This window comes from Variovorax robiniae (genome assembly GCF_037889955.1).
Lineage (GTDB): Bacteria > Pseudomonadota > Gammaproteobacteria > Burkholderiales > Burkholderiaceae_C > Variovorax > Variovorax robiniae.
The window spans coordinates 255,135-273,664 of sequence record NZ_JBBKZS010000005.1 but is presented as its reverse complement, the minus strand read 5'-3'; the positions used below and the strand labels follow the sequence as shown (position 1 = coordinate 273,664).

The following is an 18,530-nucleotide window of genomic DNA, read 5'->3' as shown; positions in this document are numbered from 1 at the left end:
CGGAAACTACCGATGGCACGAGCCTTGGCGAATTTAGGGTGGCACCGGGGGTCGCGCCTAGGTTCATCTCGGCCACATTCGGGTGAAAATCCGCCAAGACTCAACACAATCTGATCCGATCGTGCGCAAATCCTTCGCCTATCTGGCTCCCGCGCGGCGAATCACCATCCGCGAGACCAGCGACCTGGACCGTCCCCTGCACAGCATGCTCGGCCTCAATGCAGTGGTCGACGCCATGGCTGGGCAGGGCGTCGGCGCCGAGGCGCTTTTCGCGGGGACCGGCATTGCTTCCCAGGCCATCTCCGACCCCGAGGCCCGCATCTCGCACCGGCAGAAGATCGCGCTCTTCGGCAACGTGCAGCAGCTTTCGAACGACCCGGCGGTGGGCCTGCTGGCGGGCCAGCGCCAGCGCCTGTCCGACTTCGGTGTCTATGGCTATGCGCTCCTCAGCAGCGCGACCTTCGGCGAGGCCATCGACTTCGGCATCAAGCACGTGCGCCTGGCCGGCCCGGTCATCGAGAAGAGCTTCCGGGTCGAGGGCAAGGTCGCCATCTTCGAGGGCCACGGCTACACCGACCTGGGGCCCTTGCTGCCGCTGGTCACGGAGTTCTGGTTCAGCTCGATGCAGATGCTGATCAGCCGCGTGCTGGAGCGGCCCTTCGAGGCGCTGCGCCTTCAGTTGCCCTATCCGGCGCCAGCCAGCGCAGCGCACTACGAGGCCATCCTCCGCTGCCCGGTCAGCTTCGATGCGCCGGCGATGCAGTGGCAGTTCGACGCCCGCCTGCTCGACCTGCCGCTGCCCAATGCCAACCCGATCACGGCCGAGGTGTCGTCGACCTTCTGCAGCCGCATGCTGGAGGCCTATGTCGACGAAAGCCCGCTGGTGCTGACCATCAAGGAAATCTGCCTCAACGCGGTGGGCGGCCTGCCCCGCGCGGAACAGATGGCCGAGCGGCTGCACCTGTCGACCCGGACCTTGCACCGCCGCCTGTTCGAGGCCGGCACCAGCTACCAGAACATCATCGACGGCGTGCGCAAGCGCCTGGCCATCGAGTTCCTGGAGCGCACCGAACTGTCGGTCGGCGAGATCGCCGAGCGAACCGGCTTCTCGGACGTGTCGAACTTCCGCAAGGCGTTCCGGAAGTGGACGAACCAGCCGACGACGTACTACCGCCGGCCCGGCTGAACCCCCTCACCAGCCGAGTTTGGCTGCCACGTGCATCAGTTCCGCCACCGTCCGCGTCTGCATGCGCTCCATGATCCGCGCCCGATGGAACTTGACGGTCTGCTCGACGATGCCGAGGTCGTCGGCGATCTGCTTGTTGAGGCGACCCTTGACCACGGCGGCGAGCACCTCGCGCTCGCGGGTGGTCAGCGTGGCCAGCCGGGCCTCGCAGGCGGCGGCGTCGGCATGGGCCTGGCGTGTCGTCGTGTCCTGTGCCATGGCGTTGCGCACGGCATCGATCAAGTCCTGCGCATTGACCGGCTTGGTGAGGAAGTCGGCGGCGCCGGCCTTGATGGCCTGCACGGTCATGGGAATGTCGCCGTGTCCGCTGAGGAAGACGATGGGCAGCGGGTGCCCGGTCTCCACGAGCCGGCGCTGAAGTTCGAGACCGTCGAGCCCCGGCATCGTCACGTCCAGCACGATGCAGCCGCGCGAGTGCGGGTCGGGCCGCGTGAGGAAGGCCTCCGCGGAGGCGAAGCTGTCGACCCGCCATCCCTCCCCGCGCAACACGCGCGCGAGCGACTTGCACACGGCCGGGTCGTCGTCGACGAGGAACACGGTTTCCATTTCAGGCAGTGCTTCCATGGATCTGCATTCAACCCGACTGCCGCAACGGCCATGTGACAACGAAGGTGGCGCCGCCTTCGATGTTGTTGCCGGCGCTGAGCGTGCCACGGTGGGCCGTGATGATCGACTTGCAGATGGCCAGGCCCATGCCGGTACCGCCGGTCTTGGTGCTCCAGAACGGATCGAACACGTGGCGGATGTCCCGGGCGTCGATGCCCGTGCCGCGGTCGATCACATGGACTCGCACGTGGGTGTCGTCGCATTCGGTTCGGATCGTCAGCCTGCGCCGGCACACGTCGACCTCGTTCATGGCGTCCGCGGCGTTGAGGATGAGGTTCAGCAGCACCTGCTGCAGTTGCACCCGGCCGCCTTCGACCAGCGGCAGCCAGGGCGCCAGTTCTGTCGCGGTGCTGACATGGCGGCGGGTCAGTTCGGTGCGCACCAGTTCCAGTGTCTCGGTCACCAGTTCGTTCAGGCCGAGCGGCGCGAAGTGCATCTCGCCGTGCTTGAACAGCGCGCCCAGGCGCCGGATGATCTCGGCCGCGCGCCGGTCCTCGCTGATGATGTCCTCGCAGATCGCGCGCACCTCCGCCAGGTCGGGCTGCGCGTGCCGCAGGATCTTGCGCGCGGCTTCCGCGTTGCCGAGGATGGCCGCCAGCGGCTGGTTCAGCTGGTGCGCGATCGAGGCCGACATCTGGCCCATCATCGACACGCGGGTCATGTGCGTCAGCGCCGCGCGGTCCTTCTCGGCCTGCAGCTCGGCCTCCTTGCGGGCGGTGATGTCGAGCGCCACGCCTGTCATGCGATGGTCGGAGCCGGCTTCGGCACGGCCGCGCGCGGCGATCCAGCGCACGCCGCCGCCGGGCTCCAGCACGCGGTATTCGACGTCGACTTCCACGTCCTGCGCCACCGCGCGCCGCACGGCCTGGTCGACGCCTTCGCGGTCGGCCGGATGCACCGTGTCCAGCACGCGGTCGAAGCGGACCGGCGTTTCCTTCGACTGGCCGACGTATTGGCGCAGGTCGGCGAGCGGCCAGATCCTCTCGCGCCCCACATCCCAGATCCACATCGACAGCCTCGCCGCGCGCGCCGCGAGGTTCATGCGCCGCTCGCTTTCGGCCAGCGCCGTGACGGTACGCCGGCGCAGGCGCCATTCGAGCAGCAGGGCGGTGATCAGCATGGCCAGCAGCACCCCCACGCCCGACAGGAACAGCGCCTGGTCGCGGTACCGCTCCCAGAAGGTCGGCGCCCTGAAATGGACGATGGCATCGGCCGGCAGGGTGTCGGCGGGCAGGCCCCATTTGCGCGCCTGCCGCCAGTCGACTTGCAGGTGCACCGGCACGCTGGCCGGCAGGTCGAGCGCCTCGGGCAGCATGCCGTCCAGCAGGCCGTCGACGGCGCGGGCCGCCTGTCGCCCCATTTCCAACCAGGACGGCATCAGCCCGCCCACGATGCCCGTGCCGATGAGTGCGCTGTAGGGGGCGTAGACCGGCGCCCGCGAAGCTTCGGCGATGAGCGTGGCCGATTCGCGGATGCGGAAGGTGCGGCCATCGCCGTCCTGCTCGTAGCCGGGCGTGAAGACCACGGTGTCGGCGCCGAGCTGTCGCAGGCGCCTGGCCAGGTCATCGCCCGGCAGGCCGGAGAGGTATTCGACCGGCAGGTGCAGGTCGAGCCTGGCGATGGTCGCGCGTGTGTCGGCCGCCTGCCGCCGATCGCCCGTGCCAGCGCCGGTCACCACCACCAGTCGCCGTGCCGCGGGATGCCACTGCAGTGCCTGCCGGATGGTGCCGCCGAAGTCGTCGTCCACCGGCACGCCAACGACATGGGCCGGCAGCGGCTGCGCCGTGGCGATGGCGCCGCGGGAGACGGCGACATGCACCAGCGGCACATCAGGGAACAAGACGGCGCGCTGCCGCAGCAGGTAATCCAGCGCGGGCCAGCCGCCGGCGACGATGACTTCGGGCTTGCGCTGCACGTACTTGTCGCGCAGGTAGGTGGTGACGGTCTGCTCGTAGGCCTCGCCGGCGAAGGCGCTCTCGTCGAGGAATTCGGTGAAGAAGTCGACCTCGCGGTCGATCGGGTCGCCGAAGCTCTCGCGCAGGCCGCGCTCGATCTCGGCGTTGGCCGCCGACTGCCGGTCGCCGGAAAAAAGCACGAGCACGTTTCGACCCGTGGGCTCAGCGGCCGCCGCCGCGCTCGGCAACAGGCAACAGGCAAGCAGGAGGAAGACGAGGTGCACCATGACACCATGGGGCGAACCGGGCACGGGAAGGGCCCGGCACTGGATCGAAGGGGTCATGGATGCCGTCAATTCACGGGATGTCGTCGCGCTGGAAATCGGACATCGGGGTCGGTGGGAGGCCCGTAATGTAGCCGTTTGACGTAAGCGTCAACTGCATTTCCATGAATGTAAAAAATAGTTATTTCATTCGCGAGAATCGACGAAATCCGGTAGCCACGCAAGCACCGCTCGTCTGTCTGGCGCGGCCCGAAGGCCTTGCCTTCTGCCGGTCCTTCCGCACTACTTCGCGGCCTGCACCACCGTCGGCGGACGACCCAGGTGCGTGCCCGAATCCAGCAGCACCAGCTCGCCCGTGACCGTGCGGGCGCCTTCGGTCAGCCACAGCACTGCCTCGGCCACGTCCTCCGCCGAGCAGGCCCGGCCGAGCGGCGTCGACTGCTCGTACTGCGCCTTCAGCTTCTGGAAGTTCTCCTCGCCGATGCCATCGACGAACCACCGCGTCGTGATCATCCCGGGGCACACCGCATTCACCCGGATCTCCGGCGCCAGCGAGCGGGCCATGTTCAGCGTCATGGCGTTGACCGCGCCCTTGGAGGCGATGTAGGCGATCGAGGAACCGATGCCCAGCGCCCCCGCGATCGAGGACACGTTGACGATCGAGCCGTTGGACGACTTCTTCAGGTGCGCCATGCAGGCACGCACCATCTGGAACGCGCCGATCACGTTCACGTCCAGGATGCGATGGAAGGTTGCCGTGTCCAGCGCATCCCAGTTGGTCGAGCCGGCAAAGGAGGTGATGCCCGCGTTGTTGACCAGCGCGTCGATGCGCTTCCAGCGTGCCATCGCCGCCTCGGCCATCGCGCGGCATGCGGCATCGTCGGAGATGTCGCCGCACACCAGCAGGGTGTCGGCCCCGGCCTCGCGGCAGGCCGCTTCGGATTCCTTGGCTTCTCGCTCGCTGCGGGAATAGTTGATCAACACGTCGTAGCCGCGACGCGCCAATGCGAGGGCCGTTGCGGCGCCGACGCCGGTTGCGGAGCCTGTGACGATGGCTGCCTTGCGTTCTGTCATGGTTGTTCTGGGGTCGTTGAAGTGGGGGAGGGTGGATGCCTGGCGAGGCCGGCGCCGTGGATTCTGCGCTGAGATGCCGGGACATGAATCGCGGGGATGGCGCACGGGTGCTCATGCTCTCTTCACTGCGGGTCCGATCGGTCCGGTCCGCGTTTACGTCAGCTTTGCAAACCCGCCGTCCACCCGGGCCCTGGCAACAGCGTTTGATGGACACGGGGCAGGTGCCTCGAACAGGAGATTCGTGATGCAAGCAAGTCGCTCGGTGTTGGTCAGGTTGGCAATTGGCGGAGCTGTCGCCTTCGCGGCGCTCGGGTGGGCCGCTTCGGCAAGCGCACACACGACCTGGTCCGTCGGCGTTTCCTTGCCTGGCCTGGAGGTTGGAGTCGCAGAGCCCGCGCCGGTCTATTACCCGCCAGCACCGGTGTATTCCCGTCCTGCGCCGGTGTACCAGGCCGCGCCCGTGTATCAACCCGCACCTGTCTACTATCGCCCCGCGCCCCCTGTCGCCTACGCTCCTGCCGTCGGCTACGAACCCAGGTATCGGGAAGAATATCGACGCGAATGGGATGGCGGCCGCCGCTGGCATCACCGTGAATGGGAACGGCGCGAATACGAGCGTCATGGCGAGCGCCGCGGCTGGCGCGATGGAGACTGAGCCGGACGACCTGGGTGGCGAGCGTCGCAGCCTCAGCCTGAGCGTCTTCGCCTCATGGACTGACGGCCTGATGCAAAGAAAAAACCCGCCACGCTGGGGAGCGTGCGGGTTTTTGATGCTTGGTAAGACACCGTGATGTGGTGCCGTGGTGCCTCGACAGGAATCGAAAATCGGGCTGTAACCCGCATGGATGTTAAGTTTGGCTAAGTGAAACCGCAAACATACCGACAAAAGTACCGGCAAATTCGCGAGCGTGGTCTGCTTGCCACGGCTTCAGCGCCGCACGATCTTGAACGGTTGCCCGTCGTCGTTGAAATTGACCCAGCCAGTGCCCAAGCTCTCAAGTAGCGCGTGTTCGATTCCGCCGGCCGCGTTGCCTATACCGCCAAACAAGCAGACCGAGGGGCCGACGATTTTTGGATCGGCGAAGGGCGCGAAATAGAAGTAGGAATGCAGGGTGTTCGTGTGACGCCTCAGGGCGTTGCCCAAGCGACCGACGGCAATGTCAGGATCTCTTAGCGTCCGCTCGCCAAGGTTGACGACTATGACCAAGCCCTTGGCATCCGGCAGCCCAAGCACCTCCTTGGTCTTCTTGATCTGGCTGCTCGCGTACTTCACCGCGTAGACCTGATAGTTTGTCTGCGCGCAACCGGCCAGCATCACGGCAGATGCGAGGATGATCATTCGCACTTGAAAAGTACCTCAGCGGTCTGTGGTGTCCACCCTTGCGAGCCGCCAGAGCTGGATGACTCCAGCACCATTTCCTTCTTCCCGCAGAAGGCGCGGGCGCGGTCGAGCAATTCAGCCTTGATCTGCCCGTCAGTAGTCAGGCCGCCGCGTACCGTCGACGCCAGCATGAAGCGGTCCTTGCCAACTGGCTGAACAGGAGTCGCGGTCGTGCACGCCGAAACGGCGACGACACCCGCAAGCAAGATCAAACGCATTTGAATGCGACCTCTGCGCGCGGGTAATTTCCGAAGATGAATGGCGGTTGTGATTCTGTGTAGGTCGTCACTTCCATCTCTTTCTTGTCCTTTCCACAGTGGGCTACGGCGGCTTGATACACCTCCGCCTTCAGATTGCCCATGCCCGGAAAACCTGTTGCCGCTTGTTTGGCGATCAAGAAGCCGCCGCTCCCGGTTGGGATCACGCCGGAGTTGGACGCACAGCCCGCCAACATGCAAAGCAAAACGCCAGACAGAGCCACGAGACGGATTGGCCCAGGCAATCGGTGAAAAGTCAGATTCTTTTGCATGGCGGGGGAGTTTGCAGGCCGCCATGTAACGTTCTGCTAAGGGTTAGCGAGTGTCACTGTCAACTATTCACGCATCGTGGGGCGCGCGTGGACTACGGCAGTCCGTCGCGCTTCCGGCGCTGCATCTCGTCCATCAGCCTACCGAGCTTGCGCAGGATCAACCAGTGCCCGCCGGTGTAGGCGTTACGCGAGACCTTGGCTTTTCCTTCGGGGCTTGTTGGCCCGGTCGCCTTTTCCCACGGCTTCCAGGTGCGGATCAGTTCTGCCTGTCGTGCCCTTCGTTCCGGTGTCCAACCATTGGCCATCGCTCACCTCCAATTCTTTGATTTCCGGGAGTTGGCTTTCTCTCCCGTGTGCGCGCGCCTGCGCGGATTGGTCGAAGACGGCAGCGGTCGCGCCGTTGTTCACCTGCTGCGGCCCATTGCTGATGTTGGCCTGCTTCACGAAAGCCACCTGGCGCGGGTATTTCAGATCTACCAGCGCCGAGATCGTCGCCCGACTCTGTGCTTGCGCCTTGAGCGCCAGCCCTAAGAACGCTTCGAGGTTGCGCTGATATGTCTGCGCCTGCGCGCGTCGCGCCAAGCTGGTGAAGATGGTTTGCAGAGCCACCGCTTGCCCGGTCAGCATGGCTTCAAGGTCCGACAGGTCGCCGCCCTTGATCCGATCCGTGCTGCTGCGGATTGCCTCGATCGTCGCCATCAAGTTGACATCCTCGCCGAGGAAGCCTTGATAGGGCTGCATGGCGACTGCAGCGTTCACGGCCGGCTTGATCGACGCCCGGCCGAGCGACTGCGCCATCGTCTCTTCAGGGTTCGTGACGATCTGCAGAGTTTTCGGATCGGCAGCCGCAGCCGGGGCTGTCATCCCCTTCCTCTTCTCAGCCATTCGAGCCGCCTGCGTCTACCCAGCCATAGCCGTCGGGACTGATCACGCCTGGCGTTGAAGCCCGGCTCTCCATGGGGATCTTTGGACAACGCACATCGACGATCAGATGCACCCGGTCGTCGTCGCTTCCGTTGGCGACTTCATGCTCTTGGCTGTTGTCGAACCACCAGATGTCGCCGGTCTTCATCTCGACCACCTCGTCCCCCGCACGGAATAGAGAGCCGGTCTTGCCATGAAGGACGATGTGGAAGCGCTCGTAGTAGGCAGCGTGCGAACCTCCATCGACGTGCGGGGCAATCTTCCCGCCGGGTGCGAGCTTCGTGATCAGGCAACGGCCGAGACGCTCGCCCGATACCGTGGCCATCAGGCCAAGAATGAGCGGCCGCGCCTGCGGCAACTGGCCAAAGGCCGGATAGTCGATCGACTCGTGCTCGTCCATGACGTACGCAGCATCTCCGGTCGCGGCGGCCTTCTGCATGTCATTGAACCGCAGCCAGATGTCCGATACCTCGGTATGGGGCGTGCCCGGGTGCGTGGTGCGGAGCGTGTTCTGGTTCCACAACTCGGGCCTTTGTTGAACGGCGCACATCAGCGGCAAGACGTTGCAGCCCTCGGCGATCTTTTGAAAGTTCTTCATACAGGTTCCTCTTTAAAAAATGGTTGATTCAAGGTGTCGGTAGCCGTCGTCGCGCCGTAGCCTTGCTCGCAGGTAGGCCAGGCCCTTTTCCCTGTCGAACGCGAAGCCCTGAATCGCGCCGATCTGTCGGTAGTCAATGAAGACCTCGTCTCCTGCCTCGATCTGGCGCGTCGCAACCAGATCCATATCGCTGGTGTTGTCGCTCTGGTTGAGCAAGACCATCCTGGCGTTGGGATGCCTGGCGTGATTCGTATAGCGCCCGGGTGGGGCGCGCATGCGATCCCTCCGTGCCGGAGCGATCAGTTCGCCGGCACCGATCGAGCGGTTCGTGAAGAGCCCCACACCGGCGACGGGCGACTTCCGCACCGACACATGCTCGAAGCCTGCCGGCATCGGAATGAGGTCAGCGGTCTGATTGGTGATCGACTGCATCCATTCCTCGGTCAAGCCGGCCTCGGCCAGCATCAGAAGGAAATCGATGCGGTCTGATGCGACTTCGCCCGCCCGCGAGAGGAGGGGCAAAAACTCGGCTTTCGCCCGCCTTGGTCCGCGTTTCCCCGCCCCGTTTTCGACGCTTTGGCGCATACGTTGTCGCGAATGCTTAGTCATGCTGCACCGCCCTTCCTGCGATCGACAAACGCTGCGCATCGCTGTGGCAACGTCACCCACTCCGAAGGAATGGCTTGAACGCCCAGGCCAGCAGACCGCCAAGCACTGCATCGACTTGATCCAGCCCGGCCGCCGAGATTCACGCATTCGATGCAAGTACGACGATCGTCGCCTTCGCGGTCGCGCTTCATGAGCTTTTCGGCCAGCGCTTCCGCACCTGCCGGCATCAGCCCGCGCTCGGTGAACAGCACCACGCGCAACGTGAACGTGTCGATTTCCACCGTGTTCATGGCGTCGCTGTTTGGCCAGCACCAACGGTCAAGATCGGGCGCGGGATCGTTCGCGGCTTTTGCGTCCGGAGACTTTGCGACTGCGACAGTTGCGACTTCTGCGACAGTTGAGGCCATTTCCTGCTCTTCTGTCGCAACTGTCGCAACTGTCACTGTCGCAAGTGCCCTCAAACTGCCTTTGCGCATCAGGTCGGCGAGGCTCATGGCGACACCCCCGACAACACCAGCGGGTTGATCTGTACGAGCTTTTTCTTGCCTTCCTGCACGACCCGAGCCCGGCCCAGTTCCTCCAGTTCCTTGACCGCCTCCATGAAGACCGCCTTGTCACGCAGGCCGCCGGGGCCGCATCGCTGGACCTCGCGCGTGGGAACCTTGTCCGTTTTCTCGCGCCGACAGTAGTCCAGCATCCACGCTTCGAGCCGCGTCGGGTTCGCCAGCTCAGCCGGCATCGCCAGTTCGCCCAAGAACCGCCGCGCCTCGTTCAAGTGCCACGCCGCGATGCAAGCCCCTGAGTCCATGGCGTCGATACTGATCGGGCCGACGCTGCCTTCGAAGACATGGAACAACGCTGCCAGTCGCGCCGCGTTGTCCGCGATCTTGCTGGCCACGTCGCGCACGTCGTACAACTCGCCACCGGTCGAAAGCATTGCCTCGATCTGATCGTGGAAGGCGACCCAAGCAGCCTTCGCATCCGGCGACAGTTTCAGCATCGCAGGCGACAAGGCGCCGTCTTCGTCGATCGGAGCCGGACGGCTCAGAATCGCGGTCAGCCGCGAATTGAACGTTGCGAGCGCTGGCCAGTTCGCCGGGGCTTCCGTGAAGGCGCGGGTGCCCTGCGTCGATTCGGGCCAAGCGACCAGAAAGCGGGCGAGAAATCCCGTTCCCCTGGCCAACCCCTTGGTGCTGTCGAAAAACGCCTGCAAGGTGGCTTCCTGGACCTGCAATGCCATCGTCAGCCGGGCACCTCGGACCGTGAAACTCTCCGAACTGCGACGTTCGACCGGCAGCGCGGCACCGTCCCAGAGTTGGTTCAACGCGGCCAGATTGCGCATGACCGAATCCTTGCCCATGCCATGACTGCCGAAGACGCTGCCGGCCTCGCTGCTCACAACGCCGCCGGACGGCCACTGCTTGGCGAGCGAGTAGGTCAAAGCCTCCGGCGTTGCATCGCCGTAGATCAGGCGAGGAACGCGAGGAGCCCTCGGCTCGGACTTGTCCAGATTGCGCAGTTCGCGCTCTTCGGCGTCGCTGGGCTTGCCGGCCTTGGCCTGTGACTTGATCTTTTCCTTCAAGCCCGAACGTTGCGCCTCCCAGATCTCGTGATCGGACTTGTAGGCCGTCAGGAGCGGCTTGGCGGCCTCCTGCTGCGTGGCTTCATAGTCGCGGATGCTCCGCGTGAAAAAGCCGTCACAGGTCGATTTCCGCTCGCCTGAATCGGCGATCGCGAGGAGGAACAGCGAGCACGGTCCCGATAGCCGCTCCGCGCGCTCGGCGTCATGATGAGCCTGGATCGCCAAGGACAAGGCAGCAAGCGCCGACACGACGATCATGGGCGTCGGGGCTTTCACGAAACCCGCGACCTCTTGGACGGCCAGCCGGACGGCTGTGGGAAGGGCATCGATCGGATACGGCGCCGGATCGATCTTCGAGATCAGAGGCTGGACTTCCGGCCAGTCGATGACCGGGGCTTCGGCGGTTTCAATGCCGGCCCGCACCGCTGCGAGGCCGGCGTTCAAGCATCACCTCCGATCCGAACAGCGCCAGCGAGCCGATGCAGATCGTTGTAGTCGGTGTCCTTGTCGGCGCGTTGCAAGCCGGCAAACACCGGCACAGCCACCTTGCCGCCCACCGCCTGCGCGGCTTGGTTCGCCGCCGTCACGCCCGGATTGCCCGGCGTCTTCCAATCGTCGTCCGCCGCGATCACGATCGACAGGCATGGATACTTTGCGCGGAGTGCCACAGCGACCGCCTGGAGATTGCCGGCGTTGAAGGCCACGGCCACCGCATCGTGCGTTGCCTCGTGCAAGGTTGCGCCGGTCGCATAGCCCTCGCAGACGATCAGGCGCCCGCTGGGGCGTCCGATGGCGAGGTAGCAGCCGCGCACGCGCCCGCCCGGCAGGAAGCGCTTCATACCGTCCGCACCGATGGTCTGCAGGCTGTGGAGCTTGCCGGCCGCATCTCGCATCGGGATAAGGAGTTGCTTCCCGTCCGAGCGGATACCGAATGGCTTCACGCCCTTGGACGCGAGGTAGGGATGGGCAACTGCTGGCGCTGCGGCCTCCCAGAGCGCGAGCGCGGTCGCCGCAGCTTCGGCATGCCGAAGCACCGTCTCAGCATCGCGCATGCGCTGGGCGGCCTTCACGCGATCGCGCTGCGCCTGGCGCTCCGCTTCGGTCAGATTGTGATCGGCCTTGGCGCACCAGTTCTGCGACTCGCCGGAACGCCAGTCGCCGAACGATCCGGCCGGCACGCCGTCGAGATGGAGCACGTACCAGCCAGCATCGTCACCGCGCTTGCCGGTCGGGCTGAAGCGGTGCAGCTTGCCGTCGCCGTTGATTGCGGATGGAGCGGTCAGGCCCGCCGCCTCGATCGCGGTCAGGAACTGATCGACCGGGTTCAATGTCCACCTCCGATCTTGCGCAGAAGGCGCTCCGCCGCGTCGAGGCTCGCCAGCGGCTTGATCCAGCCCCACCGAACTGCGTAGAACGGCGCTTGTTGATCGTCGGGCTTGGCCTTGATCAAGGCATGGCCGCAGAGAGCAAACTGCGCGGCAAGCGTTGCGAAGCGCTTCTCGTCCGCCGCGTTCATGCTGCACCGCCTTCAGGCTCGCCGATCAAGGTGTATCGAGCCATGCGGGAGTGCGAATAGCCGTCCGCAGCGTAGCCGTCGAAAAGATCGGTGGCGATGTTGAAGCCCTTGGCGCGCAGCCCCCAGATGCGGGCGCTGACTTGGTAGCACCCGAGCGCGCGGAGATCGTCCGTCGTCTTCGGGCCGAGGCGCAGGGCCACGATGATGCGGCGCTGCTGCGCTTCCGCGTCGGTGGCTTTGTCGATAGACTTCCGGCTCGACTGCTTATTCTTCTGGGCCCCGCCGGTTGCCGCCGACGGGGTTTTCTTTTGGCCGCTCACTGAGTACCGCCCGAGCGCTTGGCGATGAAATCTTCAACGGCTGCTGCATCCCACACCGTGACCGATTCGCCGAGCTTGAAGGGCTTCGGAAACTTGCCCTCGCGCACCCAACGCCATACGGTGGCGGGACTGACGGGCAGCAGCCCGGCCTTGCTCTTGGTGGTTGCCAACTCTGCAACCCGGATAACCCGCTGTGACACTGCACACCCCTTGAAAATGCGCCGTAGCGCGATGGGGTGGAACTGTGGAACCTCTGGTCAGGCAGTGGGGGCAACTGCCAAACCAAATAGGCAATTGCCTGAGAAAGCCTTATTTCATGCGGGCTGCAGCCGCATCGCGAGCTTTCTTCAGATGCCCTTCGATGGTGGTTTCGCCTATCGAGATCTTCATCAGATCGGCCGACGCTTGAATCGACGCTGCAGTCTTCGCCGCTTTTCCAAGGTCGTAACCGGCATCCTTGCAAAGCACCGCAATGATCGCCAGCAGAGTGTTCCGCTCCTTGGTTCCGATCGGCTTTTCCTCGATAGAAGGAGCGTCGGCGATGGACTTCTCAAGGTTGAGCAAGTCGCCGGTTTGCACCACGAGCGCTGCGTCGGGCGGCAAAGCTCCGATCGGATAGAACCCGCGCGCCTTGCCCGTCGCGCTCGGTGCGAGTGCCGCCTTCAACTGAAACATCCGTCCCGCATCCATGACAAACGTGCCGTAGAGATTCGAGGTCTCTTCGTGCTCAGCGCCGACAAGATTCCAGTATCTATGCTGAATGTCCTCCGCTTCGCCGCCCAGCATGGACAACGAATAGGGGCAGTCGTCATCGAGCCTGAACACTTGATCCTGAACCTGCGCCAACGACCCGCTTGGGGTCACGACAACTTGGCCGCCGATTGGAAGCTTGAGGATCTCGGTGCCGTCAAGCGATGGAACTTCGTTGTATTGCACATCCTCATCCTTGATGGGGACGCACAACGATGCCAATGCACCCGACAAGAAAACAACTGACAAAGTGAGGCGGTGATCCAGCGCAAAACGCAGGATGTCCGCCTCCGTAACTTCCTCGCCAAAGATCGTTGTGAGGTGCTTCGCACTCTCTGCAATCGTGAGCCAACGCTTCAGTTTGAATAGCTTGCTCACGCACTACCTCGACCGAGCCGCGATGGCGGCAGGTATGTTCTTCAGGTGGTCTTCAATTGCCCTTTTCGAGACGGGCGCTCCGAGCTGATCCGTCAAATCTTGGATGAGCGTCGCCGCCTTGCTTGGGGCAGCTAGAGGAATCTTCGCCTCTTTGGCCAGCGCCGCAATGATGGTGAGCAGCGTTTCGCGTTCGCGCTTCGCGAGCGGCCTCCCTTCAATCGCGGGGGGCGCGGAGGATTTCTGTTTCGGTGCAAATGTGTATTCGGACGGTAACCCGTTCGCTTCAAGCCATTCGTGAATCGCTGCGCGTGAAAGCGATTCGTGCTCGAAATTTCCCTCCGCCCTGTTGGCCCAGTCCTCTGCGGCGCTCCATTTGTCTTCGCCTAGCCGGGACTTGCGCTCCATTTCAACCGACACCAGCCCGCCGCGCGCGGGCCACCTTTCGCCTTCGAAGGGAAAGCCACTCACACTGATCCAAAGCGCGCTACGGGCACGCTCGAAATCAGCTTCCATTCGACTGAATATGACCGCTTCACGCTCGTCGTATCGACGGGTGGCGGCTGGGTCAGTGCCGAGGATGAGGCAGCAAACTTCAATCGGTGAAAAGGTCTCCTGGAAGTCCCAGTGCGTTAAATCTGCCATGCGCCCCTCGCGCCCCTGATGAAAGATGCCAGCCCAGCCCGCCAGGGGAACGGGTTTTCGGGGATCAGCCTAGGGCTGGCAAAACTGGAATGCTATGCAGTGCGCATGTACTTGTCGGCGGCGACTCGCCCCATTGCGGATATGGCCTCGGCTTGCCCGTCCTTGCGCGGGCCGGCGACGGCCGATCTGAGGTTGCACAACGCGAGAATTGCTGCCGACAGATCGTCCTCTGCGCGATACAGCTTGGCGCTGTCGCCCATCTTGAGGCGCACGGCGGCGCGAGCGTAGTTGCACAGTGCTTCGATGCTGGCCAGGGAGCGCTGGATTTCGCTGGCGGTGGGCTTAGCCATGATTCGCCTCCTGCTGCCGGGCGATGTGCTCGAAGTTGGGAAGGGCGTGACGATCGAGGTCAGGCATCAAGACAACGACCGCCTCGTCATCCACCGTGATGTGATAGTGCACGCGCCCAGAGCAAAGGGCCCCGTCCGCTAGACGATGGGGCTCGGTTGTTGACTTCCACAGCCGACAGCGGCCCGCAGAACGGATCACCTCAAACACTGCGCCTTCTTGTGGAAGGAATCGCGCCACGATGTCGGTGGGCGCGGAAGTGATGCCATTTCGGAAAGCGCGCAGATCGGCCATGTTGAGGCCATAACGCGCCGCAGCGCGTTGAATCTGATCATCCCCCGCCAGTCGACCGATCACGAGGTGAGTGGGGCCGTAATCCGACTGGTAGGCGCCGATCCGTTCCTCGTCCCAGTAGCCGACACTGTGGCAAGTGTCCCCAGCATGAACAAGGATGATTAGGGGGTCCTCGAACGCTCGATAGGTAGATTTTTCAGCCATGGAATGCGATGGCTTCTTCGCCTTAGTAGCGACAATAGTGTTAGCCATGATGTGCGGTCCTTTCAGGTCATGCACGTTGTGGTTAGCCGGTCTCGGTGTTCCACCACCTTGGCCGGCGACTTGTTGCCTCAGATGTCGCCCTGAGGCGCGGCAAATTCAATCGGACGCTTTGCCTTCTTTCGGATCCAAGTACTTCGCGTGCATGCGCTTCAGTTCGAGAAGCACGCCGAGGTAAGCGGGCACCCAGCCGGGCACCGGCACCGCGCCAGTTGCCCAGCGGCTTGGCGTATTGCGTTCGAGCCCAGTCTTGCGGCACAGGTCGGATTGCTTCCAGCCGATCGCCGCGAGGGCTTCAGTAAATTCTTCCGCAGTCACTTGATTGCCTCTGATTTTGCAGTTGACGCATCATAGAGTAAATCAACTCAATGCTGCAACAATCATGGTTTTCAGCAGCAATATGTTTAACATAACGCTCGTTGTACATGCTCGGCTATGTGCACAACTTTTGAATGTTCGCGGCGTTTCTCCAATGGGGAAGGTGCCCGCTGCTTGGTGCTCAACAATTGAGCAGGGAACACCGCCGAAGTTATCCACAAAAGCTCAGGCGCAACGTCAAGCGTCGCTGCCATCGGCGTCTTGTCGCGCAAGTAGCCGGTGGCGGCCAATCTTGGGCGTCAACTCGATCCAGCGCCGCCCCAAAAGCAGAGGCCGAGCGCGAAACCGACGTAGTACCAAAGCCCAGTGTTCGGGCGGCCGATAATCTCGATCGCCTGGAGGAAAGAGACCCCTATCAGGCTGAGCGCCCACGACAGCAGATTTGCCAGCAGCGCGAAGGGAAAGATCAGGCCGTGCCAGATGCCCGAGAAAAGGCCGTACGGCTCGGAGACGGCCTCCGGCGTGAAGTGCGCAGCGCAGCCGGCCAGGATCACCGCAGCGGCCAGCATGGCGATTGGTGCTCGGTGTGCGAGCAACATCATGCGGCCCGGTTGATCGGGATCACGTCCGCGCCGATGCGAAGTTTGTCCAGGTAGTCTGCCCACCGTTGCATCATTTCCCGCCGAGCAGGGAGGTGCGCGGTGCGGTTGTAGGCCCGGCCGTTCGCATCCTTCACCATGTGCGAGAGCTGGTGCTCGATGAAGTCCACTCGCTCGCCCAAGACCTCGTCCATGATCGTGCGAGCCGTGGCGCGGAAGCCGTGCGCTGTATGCACGTCTGCGCTGTAGCCCATGGCGCGCAAGGCGGCGTTGATCGTGTTTTCGCTCATAGGGCGTTCGCCAGTTCGGATGCTGGGGAAGACATAGCGCCCGTGCCCGGAAACCGGCTGCAAGCCGCGCAGAATCTCCACCGCCTGCACCGACAGCGGGACGATGTGATCGACCTTCATCTTCATCTTCGAGCCGGGGACGCGCCATTCGGCAGCTTCCAGGTCGATCTCTGCCCACTCCGCCGTGCGCAGTTCGCCAGGCCGCACGAACAGCAACGGGGACAGCTTCAGCGCCGCCACCGTGCAAGGATGCCCGGTATAGGCGTGAATCGAGCGCATGAGGTCGCCGGCCTGCTTGGGCTCGGTAATCGCTGCAAAGTGCTTGCCCGCCTTGACTGCCAACGCCTCGCGCAGATCGGAGGTTACGTCCCGCTCGGCCAGCCCCGACACCACCGCGAACCGAAACACCTGCCCGCAAAGCTGCTTGACCCGGTGTGCGGTGTCGATCGCCCCGCGCGCTTCCAGCTTGCGCACTACCCGTTCCAGCACATCGCGGGGGCCGATGGCGGAAATCGGGAGGTTGCCGATGAAAGGGAAAACGTCCTTCTCCAGCCAGGTCTTGACCTTCTGTTGGGTGATGGGCTGGCGCTTGGCCGCCGTCTTGGACAGCCATTCACGCGCAACAACTTCGAAAGTGCTCGCTGCCGCGCTGGCGCGGGCCTGCTTTTCCTCGCGCTTGGCGGCGCTGGGGTCGGTGCCGTCGGCCAGCAGTTCACGGGCTGCCGCGCGTCGATCGCGGGCCTTGGCCAGCGAGACCTCCGGGTACGTGCCCAGCGCCAGCGTCTTGCGCTTGCCGCCGAAGGAGTAGTCCATGCGCCAGTACTTCCCGGCAGCCTTCACCAGCAGGTACATGCCTCCGCCGTCTGCGTACTTGTCGCCGATCGCCTTTTCGGTCGGCTTCACCTGCCGCACAAAGGTGTCTGTCAGTGCCATTGCCATCCTTGACGGTATCTCGCTGCCGGTACTTTTTGAGATACCGGCAAAAGTAACGGTATTTCTCTGCGATGGGATGCTACGCGGTGAGACGGCTTGAGGCAAAGAAAAACCCGCTACGCTGGAGAACGTGCGGGTTTCTGATGCTTGGTGAGACGCCGTGATCCGGTACCGTGGTGCCCTCGACAGGAATCGAACCTGTATCTGAGTCTTAGGAGGACCCCGTTCTATCCATTGAACTACGAGGACTTGGGCGCCCGGGACTTTAACAGTTTGATCGTGGCCGCGATCCGCGGTACTGTCCTGACGTTTCGGATGGTACGGCCCCAGTTTCTTCGCGTACAGGGCAAGGCGAATGCGGTCTGATTCAAAGGCAGTTGCTCACACGCGCAGCGTCCGTTCGAAAAGCGCCAGCATCGCCCTCCACCCGCGCTCGGCCGCTTCCGCGTCATGGACAGGGAAGTCCGGCATCATCCAGCCGTGCAGTGCGCCTTGGTAGAGCTCGGCGCGGTAGCGCACGCCAGCCTTGGTCAATGCCTCCTCGAAACGAGCGGCCATTTCCGGCGGGTAGCTGGCATCGTTGTCGGCAACCCCGATGTAGAGCTCCGCAGCCAGGTCGGGCACGCGCAGGTGAGGGCTGGTCGGAGCGTCCGTCGCAAGCCGGCCACCGTGAAAGCTGGCGACCGCTGCAAAGCGCTGCGGCCAGGTTCCCGCCGCGGCAATCGCGATGCCCCCACCCATGCAGAAGCCGACGGCGCCGATCTTCGAGCCCGCGACATCCTTGCGGGTATCGAGATACGCCAGGAAGGCGCCGGTGTCCTCGGCAGCCTTGTCGGTTCCCGTGGTGGCCATGAGCGGGCCGAGCACCGCCATCACGTCTCCCTTGAACACCTCCTTCGGCACCAGCGGTCCGTACGGTCCAAAGCGATAGAAGAGGTCCGGTAACGACACGACATGGCCGGCGTCCGCAAGTCGCTCGGCCATCTCCGTCATCCCTGGCCGGATGCCGCCGGCGTCACCGTAGAAGATCACCGCTGGCCATGGCCCATCGCCGCCAGGCGTCATGACATGCGCGGGGCAATCGCCATCGTGGGTTCGGAGGGTCACTTGTTCCGTGGGCATGCGCTTCCTTTGTGCGGGTGAAATCTCGCCC

The 18,530-nt window shown here is 63.8% G+C and carries 24 protein-coding genes and 1 tRNA gene; 1 reads left to right on the top strand and 24 read right to left on the bottom strand.

What is annotated here, in order from left to right; translation table 11 throughout:
• Nucleotides 1–121: 121 nt before the first annotated feature.
• Nucleotides 122–1,186, top strand: coding sequence for an AraC family transcriptional regulator (locus tag WKW79_RS14655; RefSeq protein WP_340335897.1), 1,065 nt, complete (start codon nt 122–124; stop codon nt 1,184–1,186).
• 6 nt (nt 1,187–1,192) lie between these two features.
• Here the strand turns inward: WKW79_RS14655 and WKW79_RS14650 are convergent, their stop codons facing one another.
• From WKW79_RS14650 to WKW79_RS14530, 24 genes are all read right to left on the bottom strand, one after another.
• On the bottom strand, nt 1,193–1,810 hold the full coding sequence (locus WKW79_RS14650; RefSeq protein ID WP_340335896.1) for a response regulator transcription factor: 618 nt from the start codon (nt 1,808–1,810) through the stop codon (nt 1,193–1,195).
• Nucleotides 1,811–1,820: 10 nt separating this feature from the next.
• Nucleotides 1,821–3,947, bottom strand: coding sequence for a sensor histidine kinase (locus tag WKW79_RS14645; RefSeq protein WP_340335895.1), 2,127 nt, complete (start codon nt 3,945–3,947; stop codon nt 1,821–1,823).
• Between the two features lie 366 nt (nt 3,948–4,313).
• On the bottom strand, nt 4,314–5,105 hold the full coding sequence (locus WKW79_RS14640) for an SDR family NAD(P)-dependent oxidoreductase (RefSeq protein ID WP_340335894.1): 792 nt from the start codon (nt 5,103–5,105) through the stop codon (nt 4,314–4,316).
• 928 nt (nt 5,106–6,033) lie between these two features.
• Nucleotides 6,034–6,444, bottom strand: coding sequence for a hypothetical protein (locus WKW79_RS14630; RefSeq protein WP_340335892.1), 411 nt, complete (start codon nt 6,442–6,444; stop codon nt 6,034–6,036).
• Nucleotides 6,441–6,704, bottom strand: a complete 264-nt coding sequence (locus WKW79_RS14625) for a hypothetical protein (RefSeq protein WP_340335891.1) — start codon at nt 6,702–6,704, stop codon at nt 6,441–6,443. Before WKW79_RS14625 ends, WKW79_RS14630 begins: the two co-directional genes overlap by 4 nt.
• A complete protein-coding gene (locus tag WKW79_RS14620) occupies nt 6,695–7,015 on the bottom strand; it encodes a hypothetical protein (protein WP_340335890.1) in 321 nt (106 codons plus the stop codon). The genes WKW79_RS14625 and WKW79_RS14620 overlap by 10 nt, the downstream gene beginning before the upstream one ends.
• A gap of 183 nt (nt 7,016–7,198) precedes the next feature.
• Complete coding sequence (locus WKW79_RS14615) at nt 7,199–7,879, bottom strand: hypothetical protein (RefSeq protein ID WP_340335889.1); 681 nt, start codon at nt 7,877–7,879, stop codon at nt 7,199–7,201.
• Between the two features lie 13 nt (nt 7,880–7,892).
• Complete coding sequence (locus WKW79_RS14610) at nt 7,893–8,537, bottom strand: aspartyl/asparaginyl beta-hydroxylase domain-containing protein (protein WP_340335888.1); 645 nt, start codon at nt 8,535–8,537, stop codon at nt 7,893–7,895.
• Nucleotides 8,538–8,549: 12 nt separating this feature from the next.
• On the bottom strand, nt 8,550–9,146 hold the full coding sequence (locus WKW79_RS14605; protein WP_340335887.1) for an SET domain-containing protein: 597 nt from the start codon (nt 9,144–9,146) through the stop codon (nt 8,550–8,552).
• Complete coding sequence (locus WKW79_RS14600; protein WP_340335886.1) at nt 9,143–9,640, bottom strand: hypothetical protein; 498 nt, start codon at nt 9,638–9,640, stop codon at nt 9,143–9,145. The genes WKW79_RS14605 and WKW79_RS14600 overlap by 4 nt, the downstream gene beginning before the upstream one ends.
• Nucleotides 9,637–11,172: a YfjI family protein gene (locus WKW79_RS14595; RefSeq protein WP_340335885.1), complete on the bottom strand. Its 1,536-nt coding sequence runs from the start codon at nt 11,170–11,172 to the stop codon at nt 9,637–9,639. The genes WKW79_RS14600 and WKW79_RS14595 overlap by 4 nt, the downstream gene beginning before the upstream one ends.
• The gene (locus WKW79_RS14590) at nt 11,169–12,056 is read right to left on the bottom strand and encodes a toprim domain-containing protein (protein ID WP_340335884.1); all 888 of its coding nucleotides are present in this window, start codon (nt 12,054–12,056) and stop codon (nt 11,169–11,171) included. The genes WKW79_RS14595 and WKW79_RS14590 overlap by 4 nt, the downstream gene beginning before the upstream one ends.
• Nucleotides 12,053–12,244: a hypothetical protein gene (locus WKW79_RS14585; protein ID WP_340335883.1), complete on the bottom strand. Its 192-nt coding sequence runs from the start codon at nt 12,242–12,244 to the stop codon at nt 12,053–12,055. Before WKW79_RS14585 ends, WKW79_RS14590 begins: the two co-directional genes overlap by 4 nt.
• The gene (locus tag WKW79_RS14580; protein WP_340335882.1) at nt 12,241–12,564 is read right to left on the bottom strand and encodes a helix-turn-helix domain-containing protein; all 324 of its coding nucleotides are present in this window, start codon (nt 12,562–12,564) and stop codon (nt 12,241–12,243) included. Before WKW79_RS14580 ends, WKW79_RS14585 begins: the two co-directional genes overlap by 4 nt.
• Nucleotides 12,561–12,734, bottom strand: a complete 174-nt coding sequence (locus WKW79_RS14575) for a helix-turn-helix transcriptional regulator (RefSeq protein WP_340335881.1) — start codon at nt 12,732–12,734, stop codon at nt 12,561–12,563. Before WKW79_RS14575 ends, WKW79_RS14580 begins: the two co-directional genes overlap by 4 nt.
• Nucleotides 12,735–12,873: 139 nt before the next feature.
• The gene (locus WKW79_RS14570) at nt 12,874–13,692 is read right to left on the bottom strand and encodes a hypothetical protein (RefSeq protein WP_340335880.1); all 819 of its coding nucleotides are present in this window, start codon (nt 13,690–13,692) and stop codon (nt 12,874–12,876) included.
• Between the two features lie 3 nt (nt 13,693–13,695).
• Nucleotides 13,696–14,334, bottom strand: a complete 639-nt coding sequence (locus tag WKW79_RS14565) for a hypothetical protein (protein ID WP_340335879.1) — start codon at nt 14,332–14,334, stop codon at nt 13,696–13,698.
• A 92-nt stretch (nt 14,335–14,426) separates the two neighbouring features.
• Entirely contained in the window at nt 14,427–14,684 is a 258-nt protein-coding gene (locus tag WKW79_RS14560) for a hypothetical protein (RefSeq protein ID WP_340335878.1), read from the bottom strand.
• Nucleotides 14,677–15,228 (bottom strand): hypothetical protein, encoded by a 552-nt coding sequence (locus tag WKW79_RS14555; protein WP_340335877.1) that lies wholly within the window; start codon nt 15,226–15,228, stop codon nt 14,677–14,679. The genes WKW79_RS14560 and WKW79_RS14555 overlap by 8 nt, the downstream gene beginning before the upstream one ends.
• A gap of 108 nt (nt 15,229–15,336) precedes the next feature.
• A complete protein-coding gene (locus tag WKW79_RS14550; RefSeq protein WP_340335876.1) occupies nt 15,337–15,555 on the bottom strand; it encodes a hypothetical protein in 219 nt (72 codons plus the stop codon).
• A 299-nt stretch (nt 15,556–15,854) separates the two neighbouring features.
• The gene (locus tag WKW79_RS14545; protein WP_340335875.1) at nt 15,855–16,124 is read right to left on the bottom strand and encodes a hypothetical protein; all 270 of its coding nucleotides are present in this window, start codon (nt 16,122–16,124) and stop codon (nt 15,855–15,857) included.
• Nucleotides 16,125–16,153: 29 nt separating this feature from the next.
• Nucleotides 16,154–17,377, bottom strand: a complete 1,224-nt coding sequence (locus tag WKW79_RS14540; RefSeq protein WP_340335874.1) for a tyrosine-type recombinase/integrase — start codon at nt 17,375–17,377, stop codon at nt 16,154–16,156.
• A 174-nt stretch (nt 17,378–17,551) separates the two neighbouring features.
• Nucleotides 17,552–17,626 (bottom strand) — tRNA-Arg (locus WKW79_RS14535).
• A 132-nt stretch (nt 17,627–17,758) separates the two neighbouring features.
• Nucleotides 17,759–18,499, bottom strand: a complete 741-nt coding sequence (locus WKW79_RS14530; RefSeq protein ID WP_340335873.1) for a dienelactone hydrolase family protein — start codon at nt 18,497–18,499, stop codon at nt 17,759–17,761.
• Between the last annotated feature and the right edge of the window lie 31 nt (nt 18,500–18,530).

Excerpts from the sequence above, each read along its gene's own strand:
- WKW79_RS14585 (WP_340335883.1), bottom strand. The coding sequence starts at position 12,244 with ATGAACGCGGCGGACGAGAAGCGCTTCGCAACGCTTGCCGCGCAGTTT.
- WKW79_RS14630 (WP_340335892.1), bottom strand. The coding sequence starts at position 6,444 with ATGATCATCCTCGCATCTGCCGTGATGCTGGCCGGTTGCGCGCAGACA.
- WKW79_RS14565 (WP_340335879.1), bottom strand. The coding sequence starts at position 14,334 with ATGGCAGATTTAACGCACTGGGACTTCCAGGAGACCTTTTCACCGATT.
- WKW79_RS14530 (WP_340335873.1), bottom strand. The coding sequence starts at position 18,499 with ATGCCCACGGAACAAGTGACCCTCCGAACCCACGATGGCGATTGCCCC.
- WKW79_RS14610 (WP_340335888.1), bottom strand. The coding sequence starts at position 8,537 with ATGAAGAACTTTCAAAAGATCGCCGAGGGCTGCAACGTCTTGCCGCTG.
- WKW79_RS14615 (WP_340335889.1), bottom strand. The coding sequence starts at position 7,879 with ATGACAGCCCCGGCTGCGGCTGCCGATCCGAAAACTCTGCAGATCGTC.
- WKW79_RS14555 (WP_340335877.1), bottom strand. The coding sequence starts at position 15,228 with ATGGCTAACACTATTGTCGCTACTAAGGCGAAGAAGCCATCGCATTCC.
- WKW79_RS14650 (WP_340335896.1), bottom strand. The coding sequence starts at position 1,810 with ATGGAAGCACTGCCTGAAATGGAAACCGTGTTCCTCGTCGACGACGAC.
- WKW79_RS14600 (WP_340335886.1), bottom strand. The coding sequence starts at position 9,640 with ATGAGCCTCGCCGACCTGATGCGCAAAGGCAGTTTGAGGGCACTTGCG.
- WKW79_RS14625 (WP_340335891.1), bottom strand. The coding sequence starts at position 6,704 with ATGCGTTTGATCTTGCTTGCGGGTGTCGTCGCCGTTTCGGCGTGCACG.
- WKW79_RS14640 (WP_340335894.1), bottom strand. The coding sequence starts at position 5,105 with ATGACAGAACGCAAGGCAGCCATCGTCACAGGCTCCGCAACCGGCGTC.
- WKW79_RS14540 (WP_340335874.1), bottom strand. The coding sequence starts at position 17,377 with ATGGCACTGACAGACACCTTTGTGCGGCAGGTGAAGCCGACCGAAAAG.
- WKW79_RS14560 (WP_340335878.1), bottom strand. The coding sequence starts at position 14,684 with ATGGCTAAGCCCACCGCCAGCGAAATCCAGCGCTCCCTGGCCAGCATC.
- WKW79_RS14545 (WP_340335875.1), bottom strand. The coding sequence starts at position 16,124 with ATGCTGGCCGCTGCGGTGATCCTGGCCGGCTGCGCTGCGCACTTCACG.
- WKW79_RS14605 (WP_340335887.1), bottom strand. The coding sequence starts at position 9,146 with ATGACTAAGCATTCGCGACAACGTATGCGCCAAAGCGTCGAAAACGGG.
- WKW79_RS14620 (WP_340335890.1), bottom strand. The coding sequence starts at position 7,015 with ATGCAAAAGAATCTGACTTTTCACCGATTGCCTGGGCCAATCCGTCTC.